Source organism: Streptomyces sp. bgisy159 (assembly GCF_965341775.1).
Lineage (GTDB): Bacteria > Actinomycetota > Actinomycetes > Streptomycetales > Streptomycetaceae > Streptomyces.
On record NZ_CBDQZH010000010.1, the window covers coordinates 16022 to 40679 of the forward strand.

The window sequence follows — 24658 nt, forward strand, 5'->3', positions numbered from 1 at the left end:
AGGCCTGCCTGGGGGGAGGAACGGGTCATGAGAGTCAGTGTTTTCGGGCTCGGCTACGTGGGCTGCGTGTCGGCCGCGTGCCTGGCCGGCATGGGGCACGAGGTCATCGGGGTGGACGTGAACCAGGTGAAGGTCGACCTGGTCAACGCCGGCCGGGCCCCGGTGGTCGAGGAGCGGATCGGCGAGCTCGTCGCCGAGGTCGTCGGGACCGGGGCGCTGCGCGCCACCACCGACGTCCGGGACGCGATCGCGCACAGCGAGGTCTCGCTGGTCTGCGTGGGCACGCCGTCGGAACCCAACGGCAGCCTGTGCACCACCTACTTGGAGCGGGTCACCGAGCAGATCGGGGCCGCCCTCGCGGACCGCGGCGGAAGCGGCGGGCGGCACACGGTCGTCTACCGCAGCACCATGCTCCCGGGCACCTGCCTGAACCTGCTGGTGCCGATCCTGGAGAAGTACGTCGGCGGCACCGCGGGTGTGGACCTCGGGGTCGCGGTCAACCCGGAGTTCCTGCGCGAGGGCACCAGCGTGCGGGACTTCTACGACCCGCCCAAGACCGTCGTCGGCGAACTCGACCCGGCCAGCGGTGACATGGTGCTCGCGCTGTACGACGGCCTGCCCGGCGAGGTGTTCCGGGTGCCGGTCCCGACGGCCGAGGCCATCAAGTACGCGGACAACGCCTTCCACGGCCTGAAGATCGGCTTCGCGAACGAGCTGGGCGCGGTGTGCCAGGCGCTCGGCGTGGACTCGCACCAGGTGATGGACGTGTTCCTCGCCGACCGCAAGCTGAACATCAGCCCCGCCTACCTGCGGCCCGGCTTCGCCTTCGGTGGCTCCTGCCTGCCCAAGGACCTGCGCAGCCTGGTCCACGCCGCGCGGCGGGCCGACGTCTCGGTGCCCATCCTCGCCCACGTGCTGCCCTCCAACTCCGACCACCTGCAGCGCGCGGTGGAGCTGGTCGAGCGCACCGGCAAGCGCCGGGCCGGCCTGTTCGGGCTGTCCTTCAAGCCCGGCACCGACGACCTGCGCGAGAGCCCGCTCGTGGAGCTGGCGGAGCGGTTGTTCGGCAAGGGCTACGACCTCAAGATCTACGACGCCAACGTGAGCCTGTCCCGGCTGCTCGGCGCCAACCGCGAGTACATCGAGACCCGGCTGCCGCACCTCGCGCAACTGCTCGCGGACTCCGTCGACGAGGTGCTCGAACACGCCGAGGTGTGCCTGGTGGGGACCAGGGATCCGGCCGTGCTGGCGGCGCTGCCGCACGGCGACGGCCCGGTGATCGTCGACCTCGTCCGCCTTCCCGACGCGGAGACGCGCCGGGCCGAACCGGGGTACATGGGCCTTGCTTGGTGACACGCCTGCTGCTGACACGCCTTCCGGTGGCATCCCGTCCGACGGCACGGCCGGCCCGGACGGGGCGGGCCGGCGCGCGCTGATCCTCGTGGAGAACCTGTCGGTGCCGTTCGACCGGCGGGTGTGGCAGGAGTGCACGACGCTGCGGGACGCCGGCTGGGACGTGCACGTCATCTGTCCCCGGGGCACCAAGCGGGACACGGAGGCGGAGGCGGAGATCGACGGGGTGCGGATCCACCGCTACCCGTTGCGCGCGGCCACCGGAGGGCCGGCCGGCTACCTGCGCGAGTACGGGTCGGCGCTGTGGCACACGGTCCGGCTGGCCCGCAAGGTCGGCCCGGTCGACGTGGTCCACGCCTGCAACCCGCCCGACCTGCTGTTCCTGCCGGCCCGGTGGCTGAAGCGGCGGGGCGCGCGGTTCGTCTTCGACCAGCACGACCTGGTGCCCGAGCTGTACCTCTCCCGGTTCGGCCGCGGCGAGGACCTGCTCTACCGGGCCGTGTGCGCGCTGGAACGGATGACCTACCGGGCCGCGGACGTCGTGCTCGCCACGAACGAGAGCTACCGGGACGTGGCGGTGCGCCGTGGCGGCCGGCGGCCGGAGGATGTCTTCGTGGTGCGCAGCGCACCCGACATCGACCGGTTCCATCCCGTGCCGCCCGAGCCGGAGTTGAAGAACGGCAAACCCCATCTCCTGTGCTACCTGGGGGTGATGGGACCGCAGGACGGCGTCGACTACGCCCTGCGGGCCCTGGCGAAGCTGCGCGACGAACTCGGCCGCACCGACTGGCACGCGGTGTTCGTCGGCGCCGGCGACACCTTCGACGCGATGGTGGAGCTGTCCCGGCGGCTCGGGCTCTCGGAGCAGGTGCGGTTCACCGGGCGCATCCCGGACGCCGACCTGGTGCGCTACCTGTCCACCGCCGACGTGTGCCTCTCCCCCGACCCGCACAATCCGCTCAACGACGTGTCGACCATGAACAAGGTCCTCGAGTACATGGTGATGGGCCGGCCGATCGTCTCGTTCGACCTGAAGGAGGCCCGAATCTCCGCCGGAGACGCCGCCGTCTACGCGCCCGCCAACGACGAGAGCGCGTTCGCCCGGCTCGTCGCACAACTGCTGGACGACCCGGAGAAGCGGGCCCTGATGGGCAAGATCGGCCAGGAGCGGATCGGCGGACCGCTCTCCTGGCGGAACTCGCAGGCCTCGCTGCGCGCCGCCTACACCACCGCCTGCCGTGAACGCCCGGCTGCCGACGGGCGATCCGGACCGGCCGGGAGGAGGCCGCGCCATTGAGCGATGACACCATACGCCTGGTCACGATCGGGCGGATCGTCCGTCGGCGACGGCGGCTGCTCGCCCTCCTCGTCGTGGTGGGCGCGCTCGTCGGCTACGGTTCCTCGCTGCTGTTCCCACCGCGCTACACGACGTCGGCCTCGGTGCTGCTGCCGGGTGCGTGGGAGGAACGCGAGCTGCGGACCCAGACGGAGATCGCGACCAGTTCGGTGGTGGTCGACCGCGCGGCCGCCTCGCTCGACTGGAGCGGGGTCGGCGGACGCGAGCTGCGGGACCGGGTGAGCGCCAAGGCCGCCGACGGCAACATCATCAGGATCTCGGGCACGGCCGACACCCCGGAGCGCGCCCAGCGGCTCTCCGACGAGGTGGCCCAGCAGTTCGTGGCGTACGCCGCGCGGATCGTGGGGGACAACGCCGATCCCGAGGCGGCGGCGCGGCTGGAGGCGCTGCGGCAGATGGTGGTGCAGACCAGCGGCCGCATCACGGAGCTGGCCGAGGCGGCCGATCCGGGGCAGACCGTGGAGAGCGTGCAGGCGCGCACCGACCTGGAGAAGCTGCGCACCGCGCTGCAGGAGGCCATCAACAAGCTGGACCAGGCCGACCCGGCCGCCACCAAGGCCAACATGGTCGTCATGGGCCCCTCGCCCCGCCCGGCCGGCGAGGCGCCGCCGACGCGGGTGCAGCTCGTCGGCGGCGGGGCACTGCTGTTCTTCCTGTTCGCGGTCGTCGGTCATCTCACCGCCGCCCGGATGAGCCGCCGGCCGCGCACCGAGGCGGAGATCGCCACGGCGCTCGGCTCGACGCTGCTGGGGACCGTCGAGGTGCCCGGCGACCGGCTCGCGGACCGGCCGGAGGACGGGGGTCCGCGGGCCCGGATCCGCCGGCTGCTGGGCCTCGACGTCCGGTGGGACCTGCCCGTCCCGCGGGCCTGCGGCGACGACGACGCCCTGCGGGTCCGCCACCGCCGGGTGTGCGCCCGCGTCCGGGACCGACTGCCGGTCCCGCGGCGGCCGCTGGTGGTCGTCCCGGACGGCGACCAGGTCGCCCGCCGGGCCGCCGAGGAGCTCGCGGCCGAGTGCGGCGGCGATCCGCCGCCGGGGGTGGTGGGGGTCTCGGTGGACCGGCCGATGGTGCCGGACCGCGACCACGAGTCCGGGGTCCTGGTGGTGCTCAGCGCGGGCCGCTGGACCACCGGGGAACTCGCCGGCATCGCCGAGGCGTGCGCGGACGCCGGGCACGAGATGGTCGGCGTCGTCGTCGCCGGCCTGGTCCGGGCCCGTGCGACGGGGTCCGCCGGCCGGCCCCGGCAGGCCGCCGCGCCGGCGCTCGCCGACCAGGTGACGGGAGGGTCCGGGTGACGACGAGCACGCCGTCGCAGGGGCCGGGCGCCGCTCCCCTGGTGGATCTGCAGGCGCTGGTCGTGGCCGTCCGCAGGCGGCGCCGGCTCTGGTGTTCCGCGGGGCTGCTGGGCCTGCTCGTCGGCCTCGCGGTGGCGGTGCTGCTGCCGCCCGCGCCGACCGCGGTGACCAAGGTGCTGGTCGCGCACCAGGCGGACCAGCCGAACGACCCCGGCACGCTGATCCGCACCGACGTCGCGCTCCTGCACACCACGCGGATCGCCGACGCGGCCCTGCGCTCCCTCGGGTCCCCGGACGCCCCCGAGGACTTCATGCGGGACTACGGCGGGGTCGGTCTGACCAACAACCTGCTGCAGATCACCGTGACGGGCGGCAGCGACGCCGAGGCGGTCGCCCGCGCCCGGGCGCTGGCCGACGCGTTCGTCGCGGACCACGTGCGGCGGATCCGGGAAGCCGCGGACGCCGAGGCCAAGAGCCTGCTCGACCAGCGCGACCGGCTCCAGGACGAACTCGCCCAGGTCAACAAGGCGATCGGGGAAGAATCGCCGGACAGCGGCCCGAAGGCGGCGGCGAACCTGGAGTCGCTGTTCGCCCGCCGGGCCGAACTCACCTCGCGCATCGCCGACTTCGGCCAGCGCGCCGCGGAGGCGCGGGTCGGCATGCCCCGGCTCGTCGCCGGCACCCAGATCGTCGACGCCCCGCGCCCGGTGCGGCACTCCCTGCCCAGGGCCGCCGCCACCGACGCGGCGATCGGACTCGTCCTCGGGCTCGTCCTCGGGCTCGCGGTGGCCGCGGTCGCCACCGTGGTGGCGGACCGCCCCGTGCTGCGCCGGGACATCGCGGCGCACCTCGGCGCGTCGGTCGTCGCGGAGCTGCCCGGCCGGCCGGCCGGGCCGTGGCGGCGTCGGCGGCTCCGGGCGGCACGCGAACGGCTCACCACGTCCCTGGCGCGTACGGTGCGCGGTGGCGCGGCACCGGTGTCGCTGCTGGAGCTGGGCTGCGCGCGCGTCACCGGCACGATCGCCCTGGACCTCGCCCGGGCGCTGGCGGCGGACGGGCCGGTGGCCGTCGTCGACGGCCTGCCCGGGTCGCGGCTCGCGGACCGGCGGCGCAGGCCGGGCGACCCGGCCGTGGTCAGCGGCGAGCGGGCCGCGGCCGCTCCCGCCGCGGAACGCCGGCTCGGCGTCGGCTCGGTGGCGCCCGGCACGACGTGGACCGACCTGCGGTACCTCGGCACCCGGACGGTGCTCGTCGTACGGGCCGGGCACGGCAGCGCCGCCTGGCTGCACACCGTGGCGCGGCAGCTCGCGGAGCAGCGCGTCGCGGTGATCGGTGTGGTGCTGATCGACCCCGATCCGCGGGACCGGACCGACGGCACGCTGTGGGACGGGCCGCGCACCGCGCCCCCGGGCGGCGCCGAGCGGCCCGCCCGGGCCAACGGCGGGGGTGCCTCCCACGCCGTCGAGGCGGTGGGGGCGGGCCTGCCGCGCGCCGAGCGGCTGCCGACGCGGGCGGCGGGAACCCCCGACAGCGACCAGGAGGCGCGGTAGGACATGTGTGGCATCGCAGGTACGTACCGGTGGCCGGACGGGAAGGCCGTCACCGACCGGCTCACCGACATCCTCGCCCACCGCGGCCCGGACGGGGCCGGACGCTACAGCCATCCCGTCGGGGACGGCGAAGTGCACCTCGGGCACCGCCGGCTGGCCGTCGTCGACCTGTCCGGGACCGGCGCCCAGCCGATGGTCTCGGGCGGGCTCGCCCTCACGTACAACGGGGAGCTGTACAACGCGCCGGAGCTGCGGGCCGAGCTGGCGGCCGCCGGGGTGCGCTTCCGCGGCACGTCCGATACCGAGGTGCTGCTGGAGGCCTGGCGGCGCTGGGGTACGGACTGCCTGCCCCGGCTGCGCGGCATGTTCGCGTTCGGGGTCTTCGACGAGCGGACCGGTGAGCTGGTCCTCGCCCGCGACCAGCTCGGCGTCAAACCGCTGTTCCTGCTGCGGCGCGGCGACGGTGTGGCGTTCGCCTCCGAGCTCAAGGCGCTCGCCGCCGTGACCGGAGGGTCGCTGGAGGTGGACCCCACGGCGCTGGTGGCCTCCCTGCTGTACTACTGGGTGCCGGACTCGCGGTGCGCGTTCCGGGAGGCGGAGAAGCTGCCGCCGGGCAGCTGGCTGAGGTGCCGGCCCGACGGCCGGGTGGAGCGCGGCCGGTTCTGGCACCTGCGGGACGTCGCCGCCGAGGGCCGGGAACGGGCCCGCGCCGGGCAGTCGCCGGACATCGCCGCCGTGGTCGAGGAGTCGACGCGGCGCCACCTGCTCTCCGACGTTCCGGTGGCCACCTTCCTGTCCGGCGGATTGGACTCCAGCTACCTGACCGCGCTGGCGGCCCGGGAGCGGCCCGGGATCTCCGCGTACACCATCGGCTTCCGTGCCGCGGACGCCAGGTACGAGGCGATGCCGGACGACCTGCGCCACGCCCGCCGGGTGGCCGAGCGGTTCGGCGTCGACCTGCACGAGATCGAGATCGCCCCGGACGTGCTCGACCTGCTGCCGCGGATGACGTACCACCTGGACGAGCCGATCGGGGACCCCGCCGCGATCAACACGTTCCTGATCTGCTCGGCCGCCCGGGAGGCCGGGGTCAAGGTGATGCTCTCGGGGATGGGGGCCGACGAGTTGTTCGCCGGCTACCGCAAGCATCTGGCCAATCTGATCGCGCTGCGCTACCAGCGTGTCCCGCGGCCCCTGCGGCGCGGTCTGTCGGCCGCCGTGGACCGGCTGCCGGTCGCCACGTCACGCCGGGGGTACCGGTCGGTGCGGTTCGCGAAGCGGTTCCTCTCCTTCGCCGATCTGCCGGAGGAGACCGCGTTCCGGCGCAGCTACACCATGTACGACCGGGCCGAACTGCTCGCCCTGCTCGATCCGGACCTGGGCCAGGCCGTCGAGGACGTGCTGACCGAGCACGCGGACGTCTACCGGGACAACGACCTCGACGACTTCGTCAACCGCATGTGCCTGGGCGACGCCCGGATGTTCCTGCCGGGCCTCAACCTCGCCTACACCGACCGGTCGAGCATGGCCGCGTCGACCGAGGTGCGGGTGCCGTACGTGGACGTCGAGGTGGTCAGGGCGGCGTTCGCGGTGCCCGGGGACCGCAAGATCGTGGGGCGGCAGGGCAAGGCCGTCCTGAAGGAGGCGGCCGTCTCGGTGCTGCCCCGGGAGATCGTCTACCGCCCGAAGGGCCTGTTCAGCGCGCCGCTGCGGGCCTGGATGAGCCGGGACCTGGCACCGCTGGTGCGGGAGGTGGTCGATGACGGTCTGCTGGTGCGTTCCGGGTTCCTGCGCCGCGACGCGCTGGCGCGGATGGTCGCCCAGGACGCCGCCGGGCAGCGGGACTTCTCCAAGCATCTGTGGCATGTGCTGACCCTCGAGTACTGGTACCGCGGCGCGACCTCCGGGGCCGGCCGGACCCCTTCCCTGACGGCCTAGAGACAAACGGCGTAGAGACAAGAGGACTTCGGGTGAAACAGGTTGTGCAGAACTACAGGAGCGGTGAGCTGGCGCTGCTCGACGTGCCGGTGCCGGGGTGCAAGCCGGGCGGTGTGCTGGTCCGCAGCGCCTACTCGCTGATCTCCACCGGGACCGAGCTGATGAAGGTGTCCGAGGCCGGTATGTCGATGCTGGGCAAGGCCCGTTCCCGGCCGGACCAGGTCGCCAAGGTCGTGCAGAGCGTGGCCGCCAACGGGGTGCCCGCCACCTACCGCAAGGTGATGGGCAAGCTGGACTCCTACACGCCCCTGGGCTACTCGCTGTGCGGGGTGGTCGAGCAGGTCGGCGCCGGCATCGACGACGTGGCGGTCGGGGACCTCGTGGCCTGCGCCGGCAACGAGCACGCGTTGCACGCCGAGCTGAACTGGGTGCCGAAGAACCTCTACGCCCGGGTACCGGACGGCCTGGCGCCGCGGCACGCGGCCTTCGGCACCGTCGGGTCGATCGCGTTGCAGGGCGTCCGCCGTGGTGAGCCGCAACTCGGCGAGGTGGCGCTGGTGATCGGTCTCGGACTGATCGGGCAGCTGGTCGTGCAGTTGCTGGCCGCGTCGGGGGTCCGCGTCGTCGGGGCCGACCCGGACCCGGTGCGCTGCGAACTCGCCGAGCGCCTGGGCGCCGCGGCGTGCGGCGACCCCGCGTCCGCGGCCGTGCAGGGCGCCGTCGCGGAACTCACCGGCGGCCTGGGCGTGGACCAGGTGTACCTGGCCGCGGGCGGCACCGACAACCAGCCCGTCGAGCTGGCCGCCCGGCTGAGCCGGGACCGCGGCCGGGTCGTCGACATCGGCAAGTGCCGCCTGGACCTGCCGTGGAACGCGTACTACGAGAAGGAGCTCGACGTCCGGTTCTCCCGCAGCTACGGCCCCGGGCGCTACGACCCCGCGTACGAGCTGGAGGGGCGGGACTACCCGATCGGCTACGTGCGCTGGACCGAGCGCCGCAACCTGGCGTGCTTCCTCGACCTCCTGGCCCGCGGCAGCGTGGACGTGGAGCCGCTGGTCTCCCACGTCGCCGACTTCGACGACGCCGTCGAGACGTACCGGAGTCTGCAGGACGGCGAACTGAAGGCCGTGGCCGTGCTGTTCCGCTACCCCGACGACCGGGCGGAGGCGCCCGCCCCCACGGTGGCCGTTCCCGCGGTGCCCGCCGGGCGGAAGCCGGGCCGGGCCGCCGGGACGCCGGTGCGGCTGGCGTTCGTCGGCGCGGGGAACTACGCGACGTCGATGCTGCTGCCGCACCTGGCGGGGCGCGACGGCGTGGAGCTGGCCACGGTCGTCACCACGACGGCCCTGTCCGGGGCCAACGCGCAGCGCAAGTTCGGTTTCGCCGGGGCGACCACCGATCTCGACGCCGTGCTCGGCGACGAGTCCGTCGACGCGGTGTTCGTGGTCACCCGGCACAGCTCGCACGCCGAACTGACCCGCAAGGCGCTGCTGGCCGGCAAGGCGGTCTTCGTGGAGAAGCCGTTGGCGCTCACCGAGGACGAGCTGGCCGGCGTGCTCAAGACGGTGGAGGAGTCCGGCAACGACCGGCTGCAGGTGGGCTTCAACCGCCGGTTCGCGCCGCTGCTGCGGGAGGCCAGGGAGCGGTTCGGCGCCCGCACCGGGCCGGCCGCCCTGCGCTACCTGGTCAACGCGGGCCGCCTGGAGCACGGCAGCTGGTACCTGCGGTCCGGCGAGGGCTCGCGGTTCGCCGGTGAGGGCGGGCACTTCATCGACACGGCGAGCTGGCTGCTGGAGGCCGACCCGGTCTCGGTGTACGCGGTCGCCACGTCCGGCCACCAGGACGTGCAGGTCGTGCTGCGCTACCCGGACGGGTCCACCGCCACCATCAGCTACGTCACCACCGGCGCGCCCGGTTTCCCCAAGGAGACCCTGGACCTGGTCGCGGACGGCAGGGTGCTGCGGTTCGACGACTTCGTCCGCGCCTCCGTCCACGGCCCCAGGCGGTGGGTGAGTTCGCGGCTGCCCAGGGCCCGGGACAAGGGGCAGGCCGCCGAAATGGCCGCGTTCGTACGGGCCGTGCGGACCGGCGGGCCGATGCCGGTGCCGCTTCGCTCGCTGGCCGCGACCACGGCGGCCACCCTCGCCGTGCAGGCCGGCCTGGTCGGCGGTGCTCCGGTGACGTTGGCGGGGGTGCGATGACCGCGCGCTCGGGGAGTGCGGGCTGGTACCTGCGGCGGCTGTCCCGGATGGGGCCGCGGGAGGTCGGCGGCCGGGTGGGCGACGCGGTGCGCAGGCGGCGGTGGCGGTCGGCGCGGCCGGCCGGCCCGAGCGTGAGCGGCGCCCGGTTCACCGCCGTACTGCCCGCGGGGACGGTGGCCGAGGTGCCGCCGGACGCCGCGAAGCGCCTCGTCGCCGAGGCGGACCGGCTGATGACCGGTCACGTGGAGTACTTCGGGGTGGGCCGCGACGACCTCGCCGACCCGGACTGGTGGTACGACCCGAGGACCGGGCGCCGGGCCCCCTGGGGCTACGCCTTCGACGTGCCGTACCGCGACGAGGACGCGGTCGGGGACATCAAGCAGATCTGGGAGCTGTCCCGGCACCAGTACCTCACCGTGCTCGCCGCCGCCTACGCGCTCACCGGCGACGAGCGGTACGCCGAGCGGGTGGCCGAGCACCTGCGGGCGTGGTGGGCGGCGAACGCGCCGCTGCGCGGGGTGCACTGGACCAGCGGGATCGAGCTGGGCATCCGGCTGCTGTCCTGGGTGTGGATCAGGCGGCTGCTCGACGGCTGGCCGGGTGCGGCCGGACTGTTCGAGGAGAACCCGAAGGCACTGCACCAGATCTGGCACCACCAGCGCTGGCTGGCCGCTTTCCCCAGCCGGGGCTCCTCGGCGAACAACCACGTCATCGCCGAGGCCGCCGGTCAGTTCGCGGCGGCCTGCGCGTTCGGCTGGTTCCCCGATTCGGCGCGCTGGCGGGCGGAGGCCCTGCGGTCGCTGGAGCGGCATCTGCGCGGCAACACCTTCGGCTCCGGTCTCAACCGCGAACTGGCCACGGAGTACCACGGACTGGTGCTGGAGCTCGGTCTCGCCGCGGTGGCCGAGGCGGACACCGCCGGCGTGCCGGTCCCGGCGTCGGTCCGGGTGGTGCTGCTGCGGATGACCGACGCGCTCGCGGCCGTCGTGGACGACCGGCTGCGGCCGCCGCGCCAGGGGGACGCGGACGACGGCCACGGCCTGGTCGTCGACGGCGCGGGCACCGACCGCTGGGCCTCGCTGCTGGCCACCGGGGACGCCGTGTTCGGCCGGCTCGCCTGGTGGCCGGAGGTGACCGGCACCGATGTGCGCACGCCGCTGCTGGCCGCGCTCATCAGGCCCACGACGCCGTCGGTGACCCGCCCGTCCCGTCGGCCGGGCCACTTCGCCGACGCGGGGATGACCGTCCTGCGCGGTCCGGACGGCATCTGGTGCCGCTGCGACGGCGGCCCGCACGGCTTCCTGTCCATCGCCGCGCACGCCCACGCGGACGCTCTGTCCCTGGAGGTCCGGCACGACGGGGTCGACGTGCTCGCCGATCCGGGGACGTACTGCTACCACGGGCAGCCGGAGTGGCGGCGGTACTTCCGGTCGACCCTCGGCCACAGCACCCTGCAACTGGACGACGGCGACCAGTCCGTCTCCGGCGGCCCGTTCCTGTGGACGCGGCACGCCCGCAGCCGGGTCCTGGTGGCGGACCCGGCCGGGCCGGGGGTGTCCCGCTGGTGCGCCGAGCACGACGGCTACCGGCCCGCCGTGCACCGCAGGCGGGTCGAGCTGGCGGCCGAGCGCCGGGAACTGACGGTGGTGGACGAGGTGCGCGGCGGGTCGGGCCGGGCGGTTCGGCTGGCGTTCCACCTCGGCCCGGCGATCACCGCGGACCTGGTGGGAGACCGGGCCGTGCTCACCTGGACCCGGGACGGCGAGGACCGCTCCGCGGTGCTCGACCTGCCCGGGCAGCTGCGCTGGCGGGCCCACCGCGGCGAGACGGACCCGCCGCTGGGCTGGTACTCCCCCGGTTTCGGGCGCAAGGAACCCGCCACCACGCTGGTCGGCACCGGCTCCGCCGACGGCACGCGGGGGTTCGTCACCGTACTCGGGTTCCGCGGCTAGGGGGGACGGCGTGGGGTTGTGGAGGCGGCACCGGGCATGGTCGGCGGCACCGCTGGCGCTGGCCCTGCTGGCGGCGGCCGGCTGTGAGGGCGGGCCGGGCGCGCGGCCGGCGCCGTCCGCCACGCCGTCCCCGTCCGCGGCCCGGGTGTGCGCCGAGCCCGCGCCCGGCCCGGCCAAGGCGCCGGCGGGCGCGGTGACGGTCGACCCCGCGGTGGTGGGCGACCTCGCCGCCAAGACCCGGAACAGCCCACCGCACACCACCTTCTGGCTGCGGCCGGGCACGCACCGGCTCGAACCGGACCGGTACGCCCAGGTCGTCCCCAAGGAGGGGAACCGCTACCTCGGCGCGCCGGGCGCGGTGCTCGACGGCCGGCGGACCAACCAGTACGCGTTCGGCGGCACCGCCCGCGACGTCACCATCGGCCACCTGACCGTGCAGGGCTTCGTGGCGCCGCAGAACGAGGGCGTGGTCAACCACGACTCGGCCGACGGCTGGGTGATCGAGCACGCGACGGTCCAGAACAACTCCGGCGCGGGTCTGATGGCCGGGGCCCGCCAGCGGGTCAGAGCCAGCTGCCTGCGCGGCAACGGCCAGTACGGCATGAACGCGTACAAGGCCGGCGGGCGCATCACCGGCCTGGTGGTCGAGGGCAACGAGATCACGGGCAACAACCGGGACGACTGGGAGCGGCGGCGGCCGGGCTGCGGCTGCACCGCGGGCGTCAAGTTCTGGGCGGTCGACGGCGCCGACGTACGCGGCAACTGGGTGCACGACAACCGCGGGGCCGGGTTGTGGGCGGACACCAACAACAACGACTTCCGCATCGAGGGCAACCTGCTGGAGGCGAACGACGGTGCCGCGCTGATCTACGAGACGAGCTACAACGCGGTCATCCGCGGTAACACGATCCGGCGGAACAACTGGGTCGAGGGCCGCGGGTACGCCGAGCGCGGCGACACCTTCCCGTTCGCGACCGTCTACCTGTCCGAGTCCGGGGGCGAGCCGCGGATCCGGGCCCGCACCGACAAGATCGAGATCTACCGGAACGTGCTGGAGGACAACTGGTCCGGGATCACCCTGTGGGAGAACGCCGACCGGTTCTGCAACAGTCCGGCCAACACGTCCTCCGGTGCCTGCACGCTGTTGGTCGACGACACCGACCGGTGCGCACCGCCGGCGATCGCCGCCGCGCCGCTGTACGCCGACTGCCGGTGGAAGACCCAGCGGGTGGACATCCACGGCAACCGCTTCGTGCTGGACAAGTCCGTCGTCGACTGCACGGTGAGGTGCGACCGCATGGCGGTGCTGGCCAACTACGGCACCTATCCGGACTGGTCGCCCTACAAGGGCGAGCGGGTCGCGGAGGCGATCACGCGCGGGCAGCACAACCGCTGGCACGACAACGTGTACGTCGGGCCGTGGAAGTTCGTCGCCCACGACCCGAGCCGGGTGCTCGACGCCGGGGAGTGGCAGGCCTCGCCGTACCGGCAGGACGCGGGCAGCACCTTCCGTGCGCGGGACGGTGGTTGAGATGTCCGCGGACTCCACGTCGAGGACCGTCGCGACGGTCTGGGGGCTGCTGGTCCTCAACACGCTCGGCTCCGCCGGGGCGAGGACCATCGTCCCGCTGCCCCGCTCCCTCATCCAGATGGTCACCATGGGTGCGCTGGTCGCCGCGTTCACACTGGCGCTGGCGCTCAACCTCCGGCTGCGGGTGCGGGCCAGCGCCTTCCTGCTCCTGCTCACCCTGCTGCTGGTGCCGTCCGTGCTGTCCAGCGTGCAGCAGCAGTCCGGGTTCGGGGCGCTGTTCCGCTGCGCCCGGCTGGCACTGTTCGTCGGCACGCTGTGGCTGCTGAGCCGCTGGTGGGACGGCGGCCCGCGGTTCGTCAGGCACCACATCCGGATGTACTTCGCGGTACTCGGATCGGTGGCCGCGGGCCTGGTCGTCTCACCGGGCGCCGCGCTGCCCGAGCTGTACGGCGGGCGGCTGGTCGGCGCGTTGTGGCCGCTCACCCCGCCACAGATCGGACAGTACGCCGCGGTGATCATCGGGCTCACCGTGCTGCTCCTGCTGGGCCGGCAGACCGACCGCAGGAGCGCGGCGGTGGTCGTCGTGCCGTCCCTGGTGCTGCTCGCGCTGACCCACACGCGGACGGCCACGCTCGGCCTGCTGGCGGGGCTGGCGCTGGCGATCGGCTCGCTCGTCCTGACCAGCGCCGCCGCCCGCCGGTTCTTCGCCCGGGCGGTGCTGTGCGCGGCCGTGGCCGCGGTGGCGCTCGGGCCCGCGCTGCAGGCGTGGTTCCTGCGCGGCCAGAGCCAGGAGAACTTCTCCAGCCTCACCGGCCGGGCCAAGGTCTGGCACGCCCTGCTGGCCGCGCCGCGGACGACGTCGCAGTACCTGTTCGGATCGGGCCTGGGCGACAAGTCGTTCGGCGGGCTGCCGATCGACAACAGCTGGCTGGCCGTCTACCACGAGCAGGGGGTGACCGGCGTGGTGCTGGTGGCGGCGTTCGTCGCCGTGCTGGGCGCCGTGGCGTTGCTGCGGCCGCCGTCGCTGTCGAGGGCCTGCGCGATCTTCCTGATCAGCTACTGCGCGATCGCCTCGTACACCGAGGCCGGGCTGGGTGACGCCTCGCCGTACCTGCTGCACCTGACCGTGGCCGCCTCGCTGCTGGCGGCACCCGCCACGGCCACCGCCCCGCCGGCGCCCGAGGTCCTCCGGCGGCGCGTCCCGCGATGGGCCCGGAAACCGGAGGTGATCTAGCGTGCACGTCCTCGTGGTGCACAACCACTACGCATCGGCGCAGCCGAGCGGCGAGAACAGGGTCGTCGACCAGGAGGTGGCGCTGCTGCGCGGGGCCGGCCACCGGGTCGGGGTGTTCGAGCGGCGCAGCGACGAGATCGCCGCCCGGTCCCTGCCGGCCAAGGCCGCGATCCCGCTGCTGGTGCCGTGGAACCCGGCGGTCCGCAGGGAGCTGGCCGCCCGGCTGCGCGCCGAGCGCCCGGACGTGGTGCACGTCCACAACGTCTTCCCGCTGCTGTCGCCGGCCGTGCTGGCCGCCTGCGCCGACGCCGGCGTGCCCACCGTGGCCACGCTGCACAACTACACCCAGGTCTGCCCGCCCGGCACGCTGCAGCGGGACGGCCGACCGTGCGCCGAGTGCGTCGGGGCCACGCCCCTGCCCGCCGTCCGGCACGGCTGTTACCGCGGTTCCCGGCTGGCGACGGTGCCGCTCGCGGTCAGCCTGTCGGTGAACCGGCGGCGGTGGTGGTCCGGGGTGGAGCGGTTCTTCTGCATCTCGGGGGCGCAGCGCGACGTCCTGGTGCGGGCCGGCATGCCGGCCGAACGGCTGTCGGTGAAGCACAACTTCGTGCCCGATCCGGGCGTCCGCCGGGAGGGCGCGGGCGAGCACGTGCTCTACCTGGGGCGGCTCGCGGAGGCCAAGGGGGTACGGCTGCTGATGGCCGCGTGGGACGAGCTCGCCGCCGACGGCGGGGTGGGCGTGCCGCTCGTGATCGCGGGCGCGGGGCCCCTGGAGCGCGAGGTGGCCGCCTGGGCGGCGGGCCGGGACGACGTGCGCTTCGCCGGCCTGTACGACCCGGAGCAGTGCCGGCGGGCCGTCGCGCGGGCGGTCGCCGTGGTGGCGCCGTCGACGTGGCTGGAGGCGTTCGGCCTGGTGGTCGTGGAGGCGATGGCGGCGGGGGTCCCGGCCGTCGCCGCCGGTCACGGGGCGTTCGTCGAACTCGTCGAGGACGGGGTGACCGGGCTGCTGCACCGGCCGGGCGAGGCCGCCTCGCTCGCGTCGTGCCTGCGCCGGATCGCAGAAGGGCCCGCCCTGGGCCGGGAGATGGGCCGGGCGGCCCGGCGCCGGTACGAGCAGGGCTTCAGCCCGGCCGTCGGGCTGGAGCGCCTGGTGGAGGGATACCGCACCGCGATCGCGGATCGGACGGAATCAATGGGGGGCAGTACATGACACGATGCCGACTCTGCGGCTCGGCGGCGCCGGCGAGCGTCGTCGACCTGGGGGCGACCCCGCCGTGTGAGAGCTTTCTCGCCGCGGACCGGCTGGACGAGCCGGAACCGACGTACCCGCTGCACCTGCGGGTGTGCACCGAGTGCTGGCTGGCGCAGATCCCGCCGCTGATCACGCCGGAGGAGACGTTCACGCAGTACGCGTACTTCTCCTCCTACTCGACCTCCTGGGTGGAGCACGCGCGCACGTTCGTCACCGACGCCGTGCGGCGGCTGGGTCTCGGTCCCGACGCCTTCGTGGTCGAGGTCGCGAGCAACGACGGCTACCTGCTGAGACACGTGGTGGACCGCGGGATGCGCTGTCTGGGCATCGAGCCCTCGGTGAACGTCGGCGGCGCGGCACGTCAGGCGGGGGTGCCCACGCTCACGGCGTTCCTGGACCCGGACACCGGCTCGGCCGTCCGCGCCGAGCACGGGCCGGCGGACCTGGTCGTGGCCAACAACGTGTACGCGCACATCCCCGACGTGACCGGGTTCACCCGGGGGCTGCGCGCGCTGGTCGCCGACGACGGCTGGGTGTCCGTCGAGGTGCAGCACCTGCTGACGCTGATCGAGGAGAACCAGTACGACACGATCTACCACGAGCACTTCCAGTACTACACGGTGGCGTCCGCGATACGGGCGCTGGCGAGCGGCGGCCTCGCGCTGGTGGACGTGGAGCTGCTGCCCACGCACGGCGGTTCCCTGCGGCTGTGGGCCCGGCCCGCCGAGGTGGCCGGCGAGCCGACCCGGCGGGTGACCGACGTACTGGACCGGGAGAAGGCGGCCGGACTCCAGGAGCTGTCCGGATACACCGCGTTCTCCGCGCGGGTGGCCAAGGTGCGCCGGGACCTGCTGCGGTTCCTGATCGAGGCGGCCGATCGCGGCGAGACGGTCGTCGGCTACGGCGCCCCGGGCAAGGGCAACACCCTGCTCAACCACTGCGGCATCCGGCCCGACCTGCTCCCCTACACCGTCGACCGCAACCCCTACAAGCACGGGCGGTTCACCCCGGGCACCCGGATTCCGGTCCTGCCGCCCGAGCGGATCGCCGCCGACCGGCCGGACTACGTCCTCGTCCTGCCGTGGAACCTGCGGGCCGAACTGGTCGAGCAGCTGTCGTACGTGCACGAGTGGGGCGGCCGGCTGGTCTTCCCCATCCCGGAACTGAGCATTGTCGAGGTCGCGTCCCGAAAGGTCACAGCATGAAGGTCGTCCTGTTCTGCGGCGGTTACGGGATGCGGATGCGCAACGGCACCTCCGACGACGTGCCCAAGCCGATGGCGATGGTCGGCCCGAGGCCGCTGATCTGGCACGTCATGCGCTACTACGCGCACTTCGGGCACACGGAGTTCATCCTGTGCCTCGGGTACGGGGCCCACCACATCAAGGACTTCTTCCTCAACTACGAGGAGACGACGTCCAACGACTTCGTGCTGCGGGCCGGCCGGACCGAGCTGCTGTCCACCGACATCTCGGACTGGACGATCACCTTCGCGCAGACCGGCGTCGAGTCGCCGATCGGCGAGCGGCTGCGCCGCGTCCGGCACCACCTGGACGGGGACGAGATGTTCCTCGCCAACTACGCCGACGTGCTCACCGACGCCCCGCTGCCGGAGATGATCGACCGGTTCGCGCGGCGCGACGCGGGCGCGTCGATGATGGTGGTGCCGCCGCAGTCGTCGTTCCACTGCGTGGAGCTGGGCGAGGACGGCCTGGTGGGCGGCATCACCGCGGTGAGCGAACTGCCCCTGTGGGAGAACGGCGGCTACTTCGTGCTCCGTCAGGAGGTCTTCGACCACATACCGGAGAACGGGGACCTGGTCGCCGACGGGTGCGCCCGGCTCGCGAAGCGGGGCCGGCTGGTGGCGCACCGGCACCGCGGTTTCTGGAAGCCGACCGACACCGTGAAGGAGCGGGCCGCGCTCGACGCCGCCTACGCCCGCGGCGACCGGCCGTGGGCCGTGTGGGAGCGCGACGGCGCCGGGGTGGGCGCGTGATCCGGCTCGGGGCCGGGCGCCCGGACCGGGTCGTCGCGGTGGGCGCGCACTGCGACGACATCGCCATCGGGGCCGGCGGCACGCTGTTGACACTGTGTCAGGGGCGGCCTGGCGTCCGGGTCGACGCGCTGGTCATGTCAGGTGGCGGCGGTGAGCGGGAACAGGAGGAGCAGGCCGCGCTCGCCGCCTTCTGCCCGGGCGCCGACCTGCGGCTGACCGTGCTGAAGCTGCCGGACGGCCGGCTGCCCGCGCACTGGGAGGAGGCCAAGGCCGCGGTCGAGGAGCTGCGCGGGCGCACCGACCCGGACCTGGTGCTGGCACCGCGCGCCGAGGACGCGCACCAGGACCACCGCGGCCTGGCGAAGCTGATACCGACCGCCTTCCGCGACCACCTGGTGCTCGGCTACGAGATCGTCAAGTGGGACGGCGATCTCGGCCGCCCCACGGCCTACCAGCCGCTCACTCCGGAGACCGCCGAGCGGAAGGTGCGGCTGCTGCAGGAGCACTACCCCTCGCAGCGGCACCGGCCCTGGTACGACCGGGAGGCGTTCCTGGGCCTCGCGCGGATCCGCGGCATCGAATGCCATCAGCGATACGCAGAGGCGTTCGCCGTCACCAAACTCACGCTCAACCTGGGGGGTTGAACCTTGCGCGTACTGCTGACCGGACACCAGGGCTATCTGGGCACCGTGATGGCCCCGGTCCTCGCCGCCGCCGGACACGAGGTCGTCGGCCTCGACTCCGGCCTGTTCGCCGACTGTGTGCTGGGCCCGGCGCCCGCCGACCCGCCGGGGCACCGGGTGGACCTGCGCGACGTCACGGCCGAGCACGTGGCCGGCGTCGACGCCGTGATCCACCTGGCCGCCCTGTCCAACGACCCGTTGGGATCACTGGCACCGCAGCTCACCTACGACATCAACCACCACGCGTCCGTGCGGCTGGCCCGGCTGGCCCGCGACGCCGGCGTGCGGCGCTTCCTGTACGCGTCGACCTGCTCCGTCTACGGAGCCGCCGGGGGCGGCGAGCTCGTGACCGAGGACGCCCCGCTGCGCCCGGTGACGCCGTACGCGGAGTCCAAGGTACGGGTGGAGGACGACCTGCACGCCCTGGCCGACGGCGACTTCACCCCGGTGTTCATGCGCAACGCCACCGCCTTCGGGTACTCCCCCCGGCTGCGCGCCGACATCGTGCTCAACAATCTGGTGGGCCACGCCCTGCTGTCCGGCGAGGTCCTCGTGCTCTCCGACGGCACGCCCTGGCGCCCGCTGGTGCACGCCGCCGACATCGCGCGGGCCTTCACGGCCGCGCTGTCCGCGCCGCGGGAGGCGGTGCACGACCGGGCGTTCAACATCGGCGGCGAGGCCAACAACGTGACGGTCGCCGAGATCGCCGGGCAGGTCGCCGAGGCGGTGTCCGGCGCGAAGGTGGTCATCACCGGGGAGACCGGCGCCGATCCGCGGTCGTACCGGGTCGACTTCTCCCGGTTCCGCGCCGCGGTGCCCGGCTTCGACTGCGAGTGGACGGTGAAGCGGGGCGCGCTGGAACTCGCCGACGCCTACCGCGAACACGGCCTGACCCGCGAGGGCTTCGAGCGGCGCTTCACCCGGCTGGCCGTGCTGCGCTCGGCGTCCGGGACCGGCGCGGTCGACGACACCCTGCGGTGGCGCCGGTGACCGCGGCCGGCCGGCCGGCGCCCGCGCCCGCGCCCGCGCTCGGCGAGGAGATGTACGCGCTGGTGGAGCGGCTGTACCCGCTGTGCCGCAGCATCACCGGCGACGGGGTGCGCGCCACCCTGGACATCGTCGGGGAGTACATCCCGCTGCGGGTGCACGAGGTGCCGACCGGGACGCGGGTGCTCGACTGGACGGTGCCGCAGGAGTGGAACATCCGCGACGCGTACATCGCCGACGGTGCCGGCCGCCGTGTCGTCGACTTCGCCGCGTCCAGCCTGCACGTGCTCGGCTACAGCGTGCCGGTGTCGGCGACCATGCCCCTGTCCGAGCTGCGCGCGCACCTGCACACCCTGCCGGACCGACCGGGCTGGGTGCCGTACCGCACCAGCTACTACAAGCCGGAGTGGGGGTTCTGCCTGGCGCAGGAGACCCTGGACGCGATGCCGGACGGCGAGTACGAGGTGCGGATCGACTCCACACTCGCCGACGGCCACCTCACCTACGCCGAGCACGTGGTCCCGGGACAGGTCCCGGAGGAGGTGATCGTCTCCTGCCACGTCTGCCACCCGTCGCTGGCCAACGACAACATGGCCGGCGTGGCGGTCGCGACGTTCCTGGCCAGGGCGCTGGCCGAGGAGACCCCGTACTACACCTACCGGTTCCTCTTCGCGCCCGGCACCATCGGGGCGATCACCTGGCTGGCCCGCAACGCGGAGCGGGTGGAGCGGGTCAGGCACGGCCTGGTGCTGGCCTGCGCCGGGGATCCGGGCTCGTTGACGTACAAGCAGAGCAGGCGCGGCGACGCGGAGATCGACCGGGTGATGCGGCATGTGCTGAGCGCCTCCGAACGCCCGCACCGCGTCGCCGAGTTCACTCCGTACGGATACGACGAGCGGCAGTTCTGCTCGCCCGGCTTCGATCTGGGCGTGGGCTCGCTCACCCGGACCCCGTACGCGGGCTATCCCGAGTACCACACCTCGGCGGACGACCTGGACCTCGTCTCCGCGGAGGCGATGGCGGACACCCTCGCGGTCTGCCGCGAGGCGTTCGACGTCCTGGACCGCAACCGGACGTACCTCAACCTCAGCCCGTACGGCGAACCGCAGTTGGGCCGGCGCGGGCTGTACGACGCGCTCGGTGGCCGCAGCGACACCAAGCAGGCCCAGATGGCCATGCTCTGGGTGCTCAACCTCTCCGACGGCGAGCACAGTCTGCTGGACGTCGCCGAGCGGTCCGGGCTGCCGTTCGACACCGTCGCCACCGCGGCCGACGCCCTGCACGGCGCCGGGTTGATCAAGGAATGACGCCGGTGACCACCGAGGAGGGGAATCCGCGGCCGACGGCGCCGCCGGCCGGATCGGCCAGGCGGGCCCTCGCCGGCCGGCTGTCCTGGGGGCTGGCCGACCAGGCGGCCTCCAGCATGTCCAACTTCGCGGTGGGCATCTACGTGGCCCGCTCGCTGGGGGTGGCCGCGTTCGGCGTGTTCAGCCTCGCCTGGGTGACGTACGGCGTGGTGCTCAACGTCGCGCGGGGGCTGGCCACCGATCCCCTCGTGGTGCGCTTCAGCGGCGTGTCCGACGCCTCCTGGCGAGGGGCGGTGGCCCGGGCGACGGGTACCGCGATCGGCGTCGGTGGAGTCGTCGGCGCGGCGTGTCTGGTGACCGGGCTGCTTCTCGGCGGCCGTGTGGGACCCGCGTTCGCCTGCCTCGGCGTCATGCTGCCGGGGCTGCTGCTGCAGGACGCCTGGCGGTTCTCGTTCTTCGCCGCCGGCGCCGGGCGGAAGGCGTTCGTCAACGACGTCGTGTGGGGCGTCGCGCTCGTGCCGGCCCTGGTGCTGGCGGCCCGCGTGGGCACCGTGGCCGCCTTCGTGCTCGCCTGGGGTGCTTCCGCCACGGTGGCGGCGGGGTACGGCTACGTCCAGTCCGGCATCCGGCCCCGGGCGGCCGAGGCACGCGGGTGGCTGCGCGAGCAGCGCGATCTCGGATACCGGTACCTGGTCGAGAACGTCAGCCTCAGCGGCGCGAGCCAGGTGCGGGCCTACGGCCTCGGCGTGATCGCCGGGGTCGGCGCGGTGGGTGCGGTCCGGGGTGCCGAGCTGCTGCTCGGACCGTTCCTCGCCGTGCTGATGGGTCTTTCGCTGGTCACCGTCCCGGAGGCGGCACGGGTGCTGCGGCAGGCCCCGCACCGCCTCGGCAGGTTCTGCCTCCTGCTGGGCGGCGGGCAGGCCGCCGCCGCGCTGGTGTGGGGCGGCGCGCTGCTGCTGATGCCGGACCGGCTCGGCGAGTTCGGGCTCGGCGACGTGTGGCACTCCGCCTCCCGGCTCATCGTGCCGGTCACCCTCGGCGTCGCGGGCGCCGGCCTCGGCACCGGCGCGGCGGCCGGGCTGCGCGCGCTCGGCGCGGCCCGGCGCAGCCTGCGCTGCCAGTTGTTCGCCTCCGCCTGCTATGTCGGCGGCGGGCTCGGCGGAGCGGCTCTCGCCGGCACGGCCGGCTCGGCCTGGGGCGTCGCCGCCGCGACCGTCGGCGGCTCGGCCGTGTGGTGGCTGCACCTGCGCTCCGCCCTGCGCGAGCGCCGGCACAACTCCGTTCCCGAAGTGAGGACCTCATGACCGACCGTCCCAGGCTCAGCATCGGCCTGCCCGTGTACAACGGCGAGGAGTACCTGGCCGAGTCGTTCGACGCCCTGCTCGGCCAGACCTACGAGGACTTCGAGCTGGTCGTCTCCGACAACGCCTCGACCGACGGGACCGAGGACATCTGCCGCCGGTACGCCGCGAAGGACTCACGCGTGCGGTACATCCGGCTGCCCCGCAACATCGGCGCCGCGCCCAACCACAACCACGTGTTCACCGAGTGCCGCGGCGAGCTGTTCAAGTGGGCCTCGCACGACGACCTGTACGCCCGGGACCTGCTGCGGCGCTGCGTCGAGGCGCTGGACGAGCGGCCGGAGGTGGTCCTGGCACACAGCGGGCAGGCGGTCATCGACGGCGAGGGCCGGGTGCGGGTCCCGTACGAGTACGGGCTCGCCACCGACTCGCCGCACGCGCCGGAGCGCTTCCGCAGCCTGTTGTTCGAGCCCGGCGGTGACGACTTCTACGGCGTGATGCGGGCCGACATGCTGCGCCGGGTGAAACCGCACGACAGCTACCACCACGCCGACCGCACGTTCGTCGCCGAGATCACCCTGCACGGGCCCTTCCACCAGGTGCCGGAGCTGCTGTACTTCCGTCGCGACCACCCCACCCGCGCCGAGCGGGCGAACCCGTCCAAGCGTTCCCGGTGCGTCAACCTGGACCCGCGCCGGGCGGGTCCGCTGCACCCGACGCCCCGGCTGCTCGCCGAGTACGTCTGGGGGTTCGCCTCGGCGATCCGGCGGGCGCCGCTGTCGCCGGCCGACCGGCGCGCCTGCTACCGCCACCTGGCCGCCTGGATGACCAGCCGGGTCCGGCCGGGTGCCGGGGAGCGGGTCGAGGACCGCGCCCCCGTCGACCCGGACCGGCTGGCCGTCTCCGTCGACGCGCTGGTCGCCGGCCGTGAGGGGAGGCGGTCGTGACGGCCGCCCGGGTCGGGGTGTTCGGCCTGCTGGGCTCCGGCAACCTCGGCAACGACGGATCGCTGGAGGCGGTGCTCGGGTATCTCCGCGCCGAGCACCCGGACGCGGTCGTGGACGCGCTGTGCGGCGGGCCCGAGGTGGTCGCGGCACGGTTCGGGATCCCGGCGACGCGATTGCACTGGTACCGCGGGGAGTACCGGACCGCCTCCCGTGCGGGCGCGATCGCGGCGAAGGGGCTGGGCAAGCTGGTCGACGCGTTCCGCACCGCGGCCTGGGTGCGCCGGCACGACGTGGTGATCGTGCCGGGCATGGGCGTCCTGGAGGCCACGCTGCCGCTGCGGCCTTGGGGTTTCCCCTACTCGCTGTTCCTGCTCTGCGCGAGTGGCCGGCTGCTGGGCACCCGGGTCGCGCTGGTCGGTGTCGGCGCCGCCCCGATCGGCGACCGGGCGACCCGGGCCCTGGTGCGCTGGTCGGCGCGGCTGGCGGCGTACCGGTCGTACCGCGACGACCGGTCCCGCGAGGCGCTGCGGGAGATGGGCGTGGACACCGCGCGCGACGAGGTCTGCCCGGACCTGGCGTTCGCCCTGCCGGCGCCGGCGCCGGGCGCGCCGTCGGCGGGCCCGCCGGGGCTGGTCTGCGTCGGCGTCATGGACTTCCACGGCGGCAACGACGACCGGGCCCGGGCCGAGGAGATCCACCGGCGCTACCTCGACGGAACGACCCGGTTCGTGCGCGCGCTGGTCGAGGACGGCAGACCGGTCCGGCTGCTCACCGGCGACGAGTGTGACGCGCCGGTGGTCGCGGCGATCCGCGACGCGGTGGACTCGCCGCTGGTCACGGTCTGCGAGGCGGCCTCGCTGGGCGACCTGATGGAGGAGACGGCGGCCGCCGACGCCGTGGTGGCTACCCGGTACCACAACCTGGTCTGTGCCCTGAAGGCCGGCACACCGACGCTCGCGCTCAGCTATGCGGCGAAGAGCGACGCGCTCATGGACCGGATGGGCCTCGGCGCGTTCTGCCACCCGGCTCGCGACGTCGACGCCGATCGGCTGCTGGAGCAGTTCCGGGAGCTGGAGAAGCGCTCGGCGGAGCTGCGGCAGACCCTCACCGAGCGGAACCGGACCGCCGCCGGGCAACTGGAGACGCACTTCACGGCCTTGACGGCGGCCCTGTTCCCGGCGACCGACCACCACACTCACTCCCTGCGGAAGGCTCCATGAAAGCGACCGAAGTCCCGGAGATCGCCGGCGCGTACCTGTTCGAGCCGACGCCGTACGCCGACGAACGCGGCTTCTTCTGCCGCACCTTCGACGCCGACGTGGTCCGCTCGGTGGGCATCGACCCGGACGCCTTCGTGCAGGACAGCCTGTCGCGCTCGGCGCGGGGAGTGCTGCGCGGCCTGCACCTGCGCTCCGGGGCCGGCGAGGCCAAGCTGGTGCGGTGCTCGTACGGGCGGATCTTCGACGTGGTCGTGGACCTGCGGCCGGACTCGCCGACGTACCTGGGCCGGGCCTCCTTCGAGCTGTCCGGCGACACCCAGGTCACCCTGTACGTCCCGGCGGGGTGCGCGCACGGCTTCCAGGCGCTGACGGAGACCGCCGACACCTCGTACCGGATCGACCGCCCCCACGATCCGGCCGAGGACGTCACCATCGCCTTCGACGACCCGGACCTCGGCATTCCGTGGCCGCTGCCGGTCACATCAGCGTCCCGGCGGGACCGGGAGGCACCGAGCCTCGCCGAGGTCCTGAAGGGAAGGAAGAGGTGAGTC

19 protein-coding genes are annotated in these 24658 nt (G+C 73.9%); all 19 read left to right on the forward strand.

Going from position 1 to position 24658, the window contains the following annotated elements:
• The first annotated feature begins 27 nt into the window (after positions 1-27).
• From ACSLTV_RS12425 to ACSLTV_RS12515, 19 genes are read left to right on the forward strand one after another with little or no spacing between them, the layout of a single operon-like run.
• The gene (locus ACSLTV_RS12425) at positions 28-1353 is read left to right on the forward strand and encodes a nucleotide sugar dehydrogenase (protein WP_432137042.1); all 1326 of its coding nucleotides are present in this window, start codon (positions 28-30) and stop codon (positions 1351-1353) included.
• Entirely contained in the window at positions 1343-2650 is a 1308-nt protein-coding gene (locus ACSLTV_RS12430; RefSeq protein WP_432156231.1) for a glycosyltransferase family 4 protein, read from the forward strand. The genes ACSLTV_RS12425 and ACSLTV_RS12430 overlap by 11 nt, the downstream gene beginning before the upstream one ends.
• The gene (locus tag ACSLTV_RS12435; protein ID WP_435612115.1) at positions 2647-4008 is read left to right on the forward strand and encodes a Wzz/FepE/Etk N-terminal domain-containing protein; all 1362 of its coding nucleotides are present in this window, start codon (positions 2647-2649) and stop codon (positions 4006-4008) included. Before ACSLTV_RS12430 ends, ACSLTV_RS12435 begins: the two co-directional genes overlap by 4 nt.
• On the forward strand, positions 4005-5558 hold the full coding sequence (locus ACSLTV_RS12440; RefSeq protein WP_435612116.1) for a Wzz/FepE/Etk N-terminal domain-containing protein: 1554 nt from the start codon (positions 4005-4007) through the stop codon (positions 5556-5558). Before ACSLTV_RS12435 ends, ACSLTV_RS12440 begins: the two co-directional genes overlap by 4 nt.
• 3 nt (positions 5559-5561) lie before the next feature.
• Positions 5562-7496, forward strand: a complete 1935-nt coding sequence (asnB, locus tag ACSLTV_RS12445) for an asparagine synthase (glutamine-hydrolyzing) (protein ID WP_432137038.1) — start codon at positions 5562-5564, stop codon at positions 7494-7496.
• Between the two features lie 32 nt (positions 7497-7528).
• Positions 7529-9697: a bi-domain-containing oxidoreductase gene (locus ACSLTV_RS12450; protein ID WP_435612117.1), complete on the forward strand. Its 2169-nt coding sequence runs from the start codon at positions 7529-7531 to the stop codon at positions 9695-9697.
• The gene (locus tag ACSLTV_RS12455) at positions 9694-11649 is read left to right on the forward strand and encodes an alginate lyase family protein (protein ID WP_435612118.1); all 1956 of its coding nucleotides are present in this window, start codon (positions 9694-9696) and stop codon (positions 11647-11649) included. Before ACSLTV_RS12450 ends, ACSLTV_RS12455 begins: the two co-directional genes overlap by 4 nt.
• 10 nt (positions 11650-11659) lie before the next feature.
• Positions 11660-13180, forward strand: a complete 1521-nt coding sequence (locus ACSLTV_RS12460; protein WP_432137035.1) for a right-handed parallel beta-helix repeat-containing protein — start codon at positions 11660-11662, stop codon at positions 13178-13180.
• A gap of 1 nt (position 13181) precedes the next feature.
• Positions 13182-14414: an O-antigen ligase domain-containing protein gene (locus tag ACSLTV_RS12465; RefSeq protein WP_432137034.1), complete on the forward strand. Its 1233-nt coding sequence runs from the start codon at positions 13182-13184 to the stop codon at positions 14412-14414.
• Between the two features lies 1 nt (position 14415).
• On the forward strand, positions 14416-15624 hold the full coding sequence (locus ACSLTV_RS12470; RefSeq protein ID WP_432137033.1) for a glycosyltransferase: 1209 nt from the start codon (positions 14416-14418) through the stop codon (positions 15622-15624).
• Positions 15621-16871, forward strand: coding sequence for a class I SAM-dependent methyltransferase (locus ACSLTV_RS12475; RefSeq protein WP_432137032.1), 1251 nt, complete (start codon positions 15621-15623; stop codon positions 16869-16871). The genes ACSLTV_RS12470 and ACSLTV_RS12475 overlap by 4 nt, the downstream gene beginning before the upstream one ends.
• Positions 16868-17662, forward strand: a complete 795-nt coding sequence (locus ACSLTV_RS12480) for a sugar phosphate nucleotidyltransferase (RefSeq protein ID WP_432137031.1) — start codon at positions 16868-16870, stop codon at positions 17660-17662. Before ACSLTV_RS12475 ends, ACSLTV_RS12480 begins: the two co-directional genes overlap by 4 nt.
• On the forward strand, positions 17659-18306 hold the full coding sequence (locus ACSLTV_RS12485; RefSeq protein WP_432137030.1) for a PIG-L deacetylase family protein: 648 nt from the start codon (positions 17659-17661) through the stop codon (positions 18304-18306). The genes ACSLTV_RS12480 and ACSLTV_RS12485 overlap by 4 nt, the downstream gene beginning before the upstream one ends.
• Positions 18307-18309: 3 nt before the next feature.
• Positions 18310-19335: an NAD-dependent epimerase/dehydratase family protein gene (locus ACSLTV_RS12490; RefSeq protein WP_432137029.1), complete on the forward strand. Its 1026-nt coding sequence runs from the start codon at positions 18310-18312 to the stop codon at positions 19333-19335.
• A gap of 50 nt (positions 19336-19385) precedes the next feature.
• On the forward strand, positions 19386-20639 hold the full coding sequence (locus ACSLTV_RS12495) for a DUF4910 domain-containing protein (protein ID WP_435612173.1): 1254 nt from the start codon (positions 19386-19388) through the stop codon (positions 20637-20639).
• Positions 20636-21943, forward strand: a complete 1308-nt coding sequence (locus tag ACSLTV_RS12500; protein ID WP_435612119.1) for a hypothetical protein — start codon at positions 20636-20638, stop codon at positions 21941-21943. Before ACSLTV_RS12495 ends, ACSLTV_RS12500 begins: the two co-directional genes overlap by 4 nt.
• A complete protein-coding gene (locus tag ACSLTV_RS12505) occupies positions 21940-22887 on the forward strand; it encodes a glycosyltransferase family 2 protein (RefSeq protein WP_432137027.1) in 948 nt (315 codons plus the stop codon). Before ACSLTV_RS12500 ends, ACSLTV_RS12505 begins: the two co-directional genes overlap by 4 nt.
• The gene (locus ACSLTV_RS12510; RefSeq protein WP_432137026.1) at positions 22884-24107 is read left to right on the forward strand and encodes a polysaccharide pyruvyl transferase family protein; all 1224 of its coding nucleotides are present in this window, start codon (positions 22884-22886) and stop codon (positions 24105-24107) included. The genes ACSLTV_RS12505 and ACSLTV_RS12510 overlap by 4 nt, the downstream gene beginning before the upstream one ends.
• Positions 24104-24655 (forward strand): dTDP-4-dehydrorhamnose 3,5-epimerase family protein, encoded by a 552-nt coding sequence (locus ACSLTV_RS12515; RefSeq protein ID WP_432137025.1) that lies wholly within the window; start codon positions 24104-24106, stop codon positions 24653-24655. The genes ACSLTV_RS12510 and ACSLTV_RS12515 overlap by 4 nt, the downstream gene beginning before the upstream one ends.
• Positions 24656-24658 lie beyond the last annotated feature (3 nt).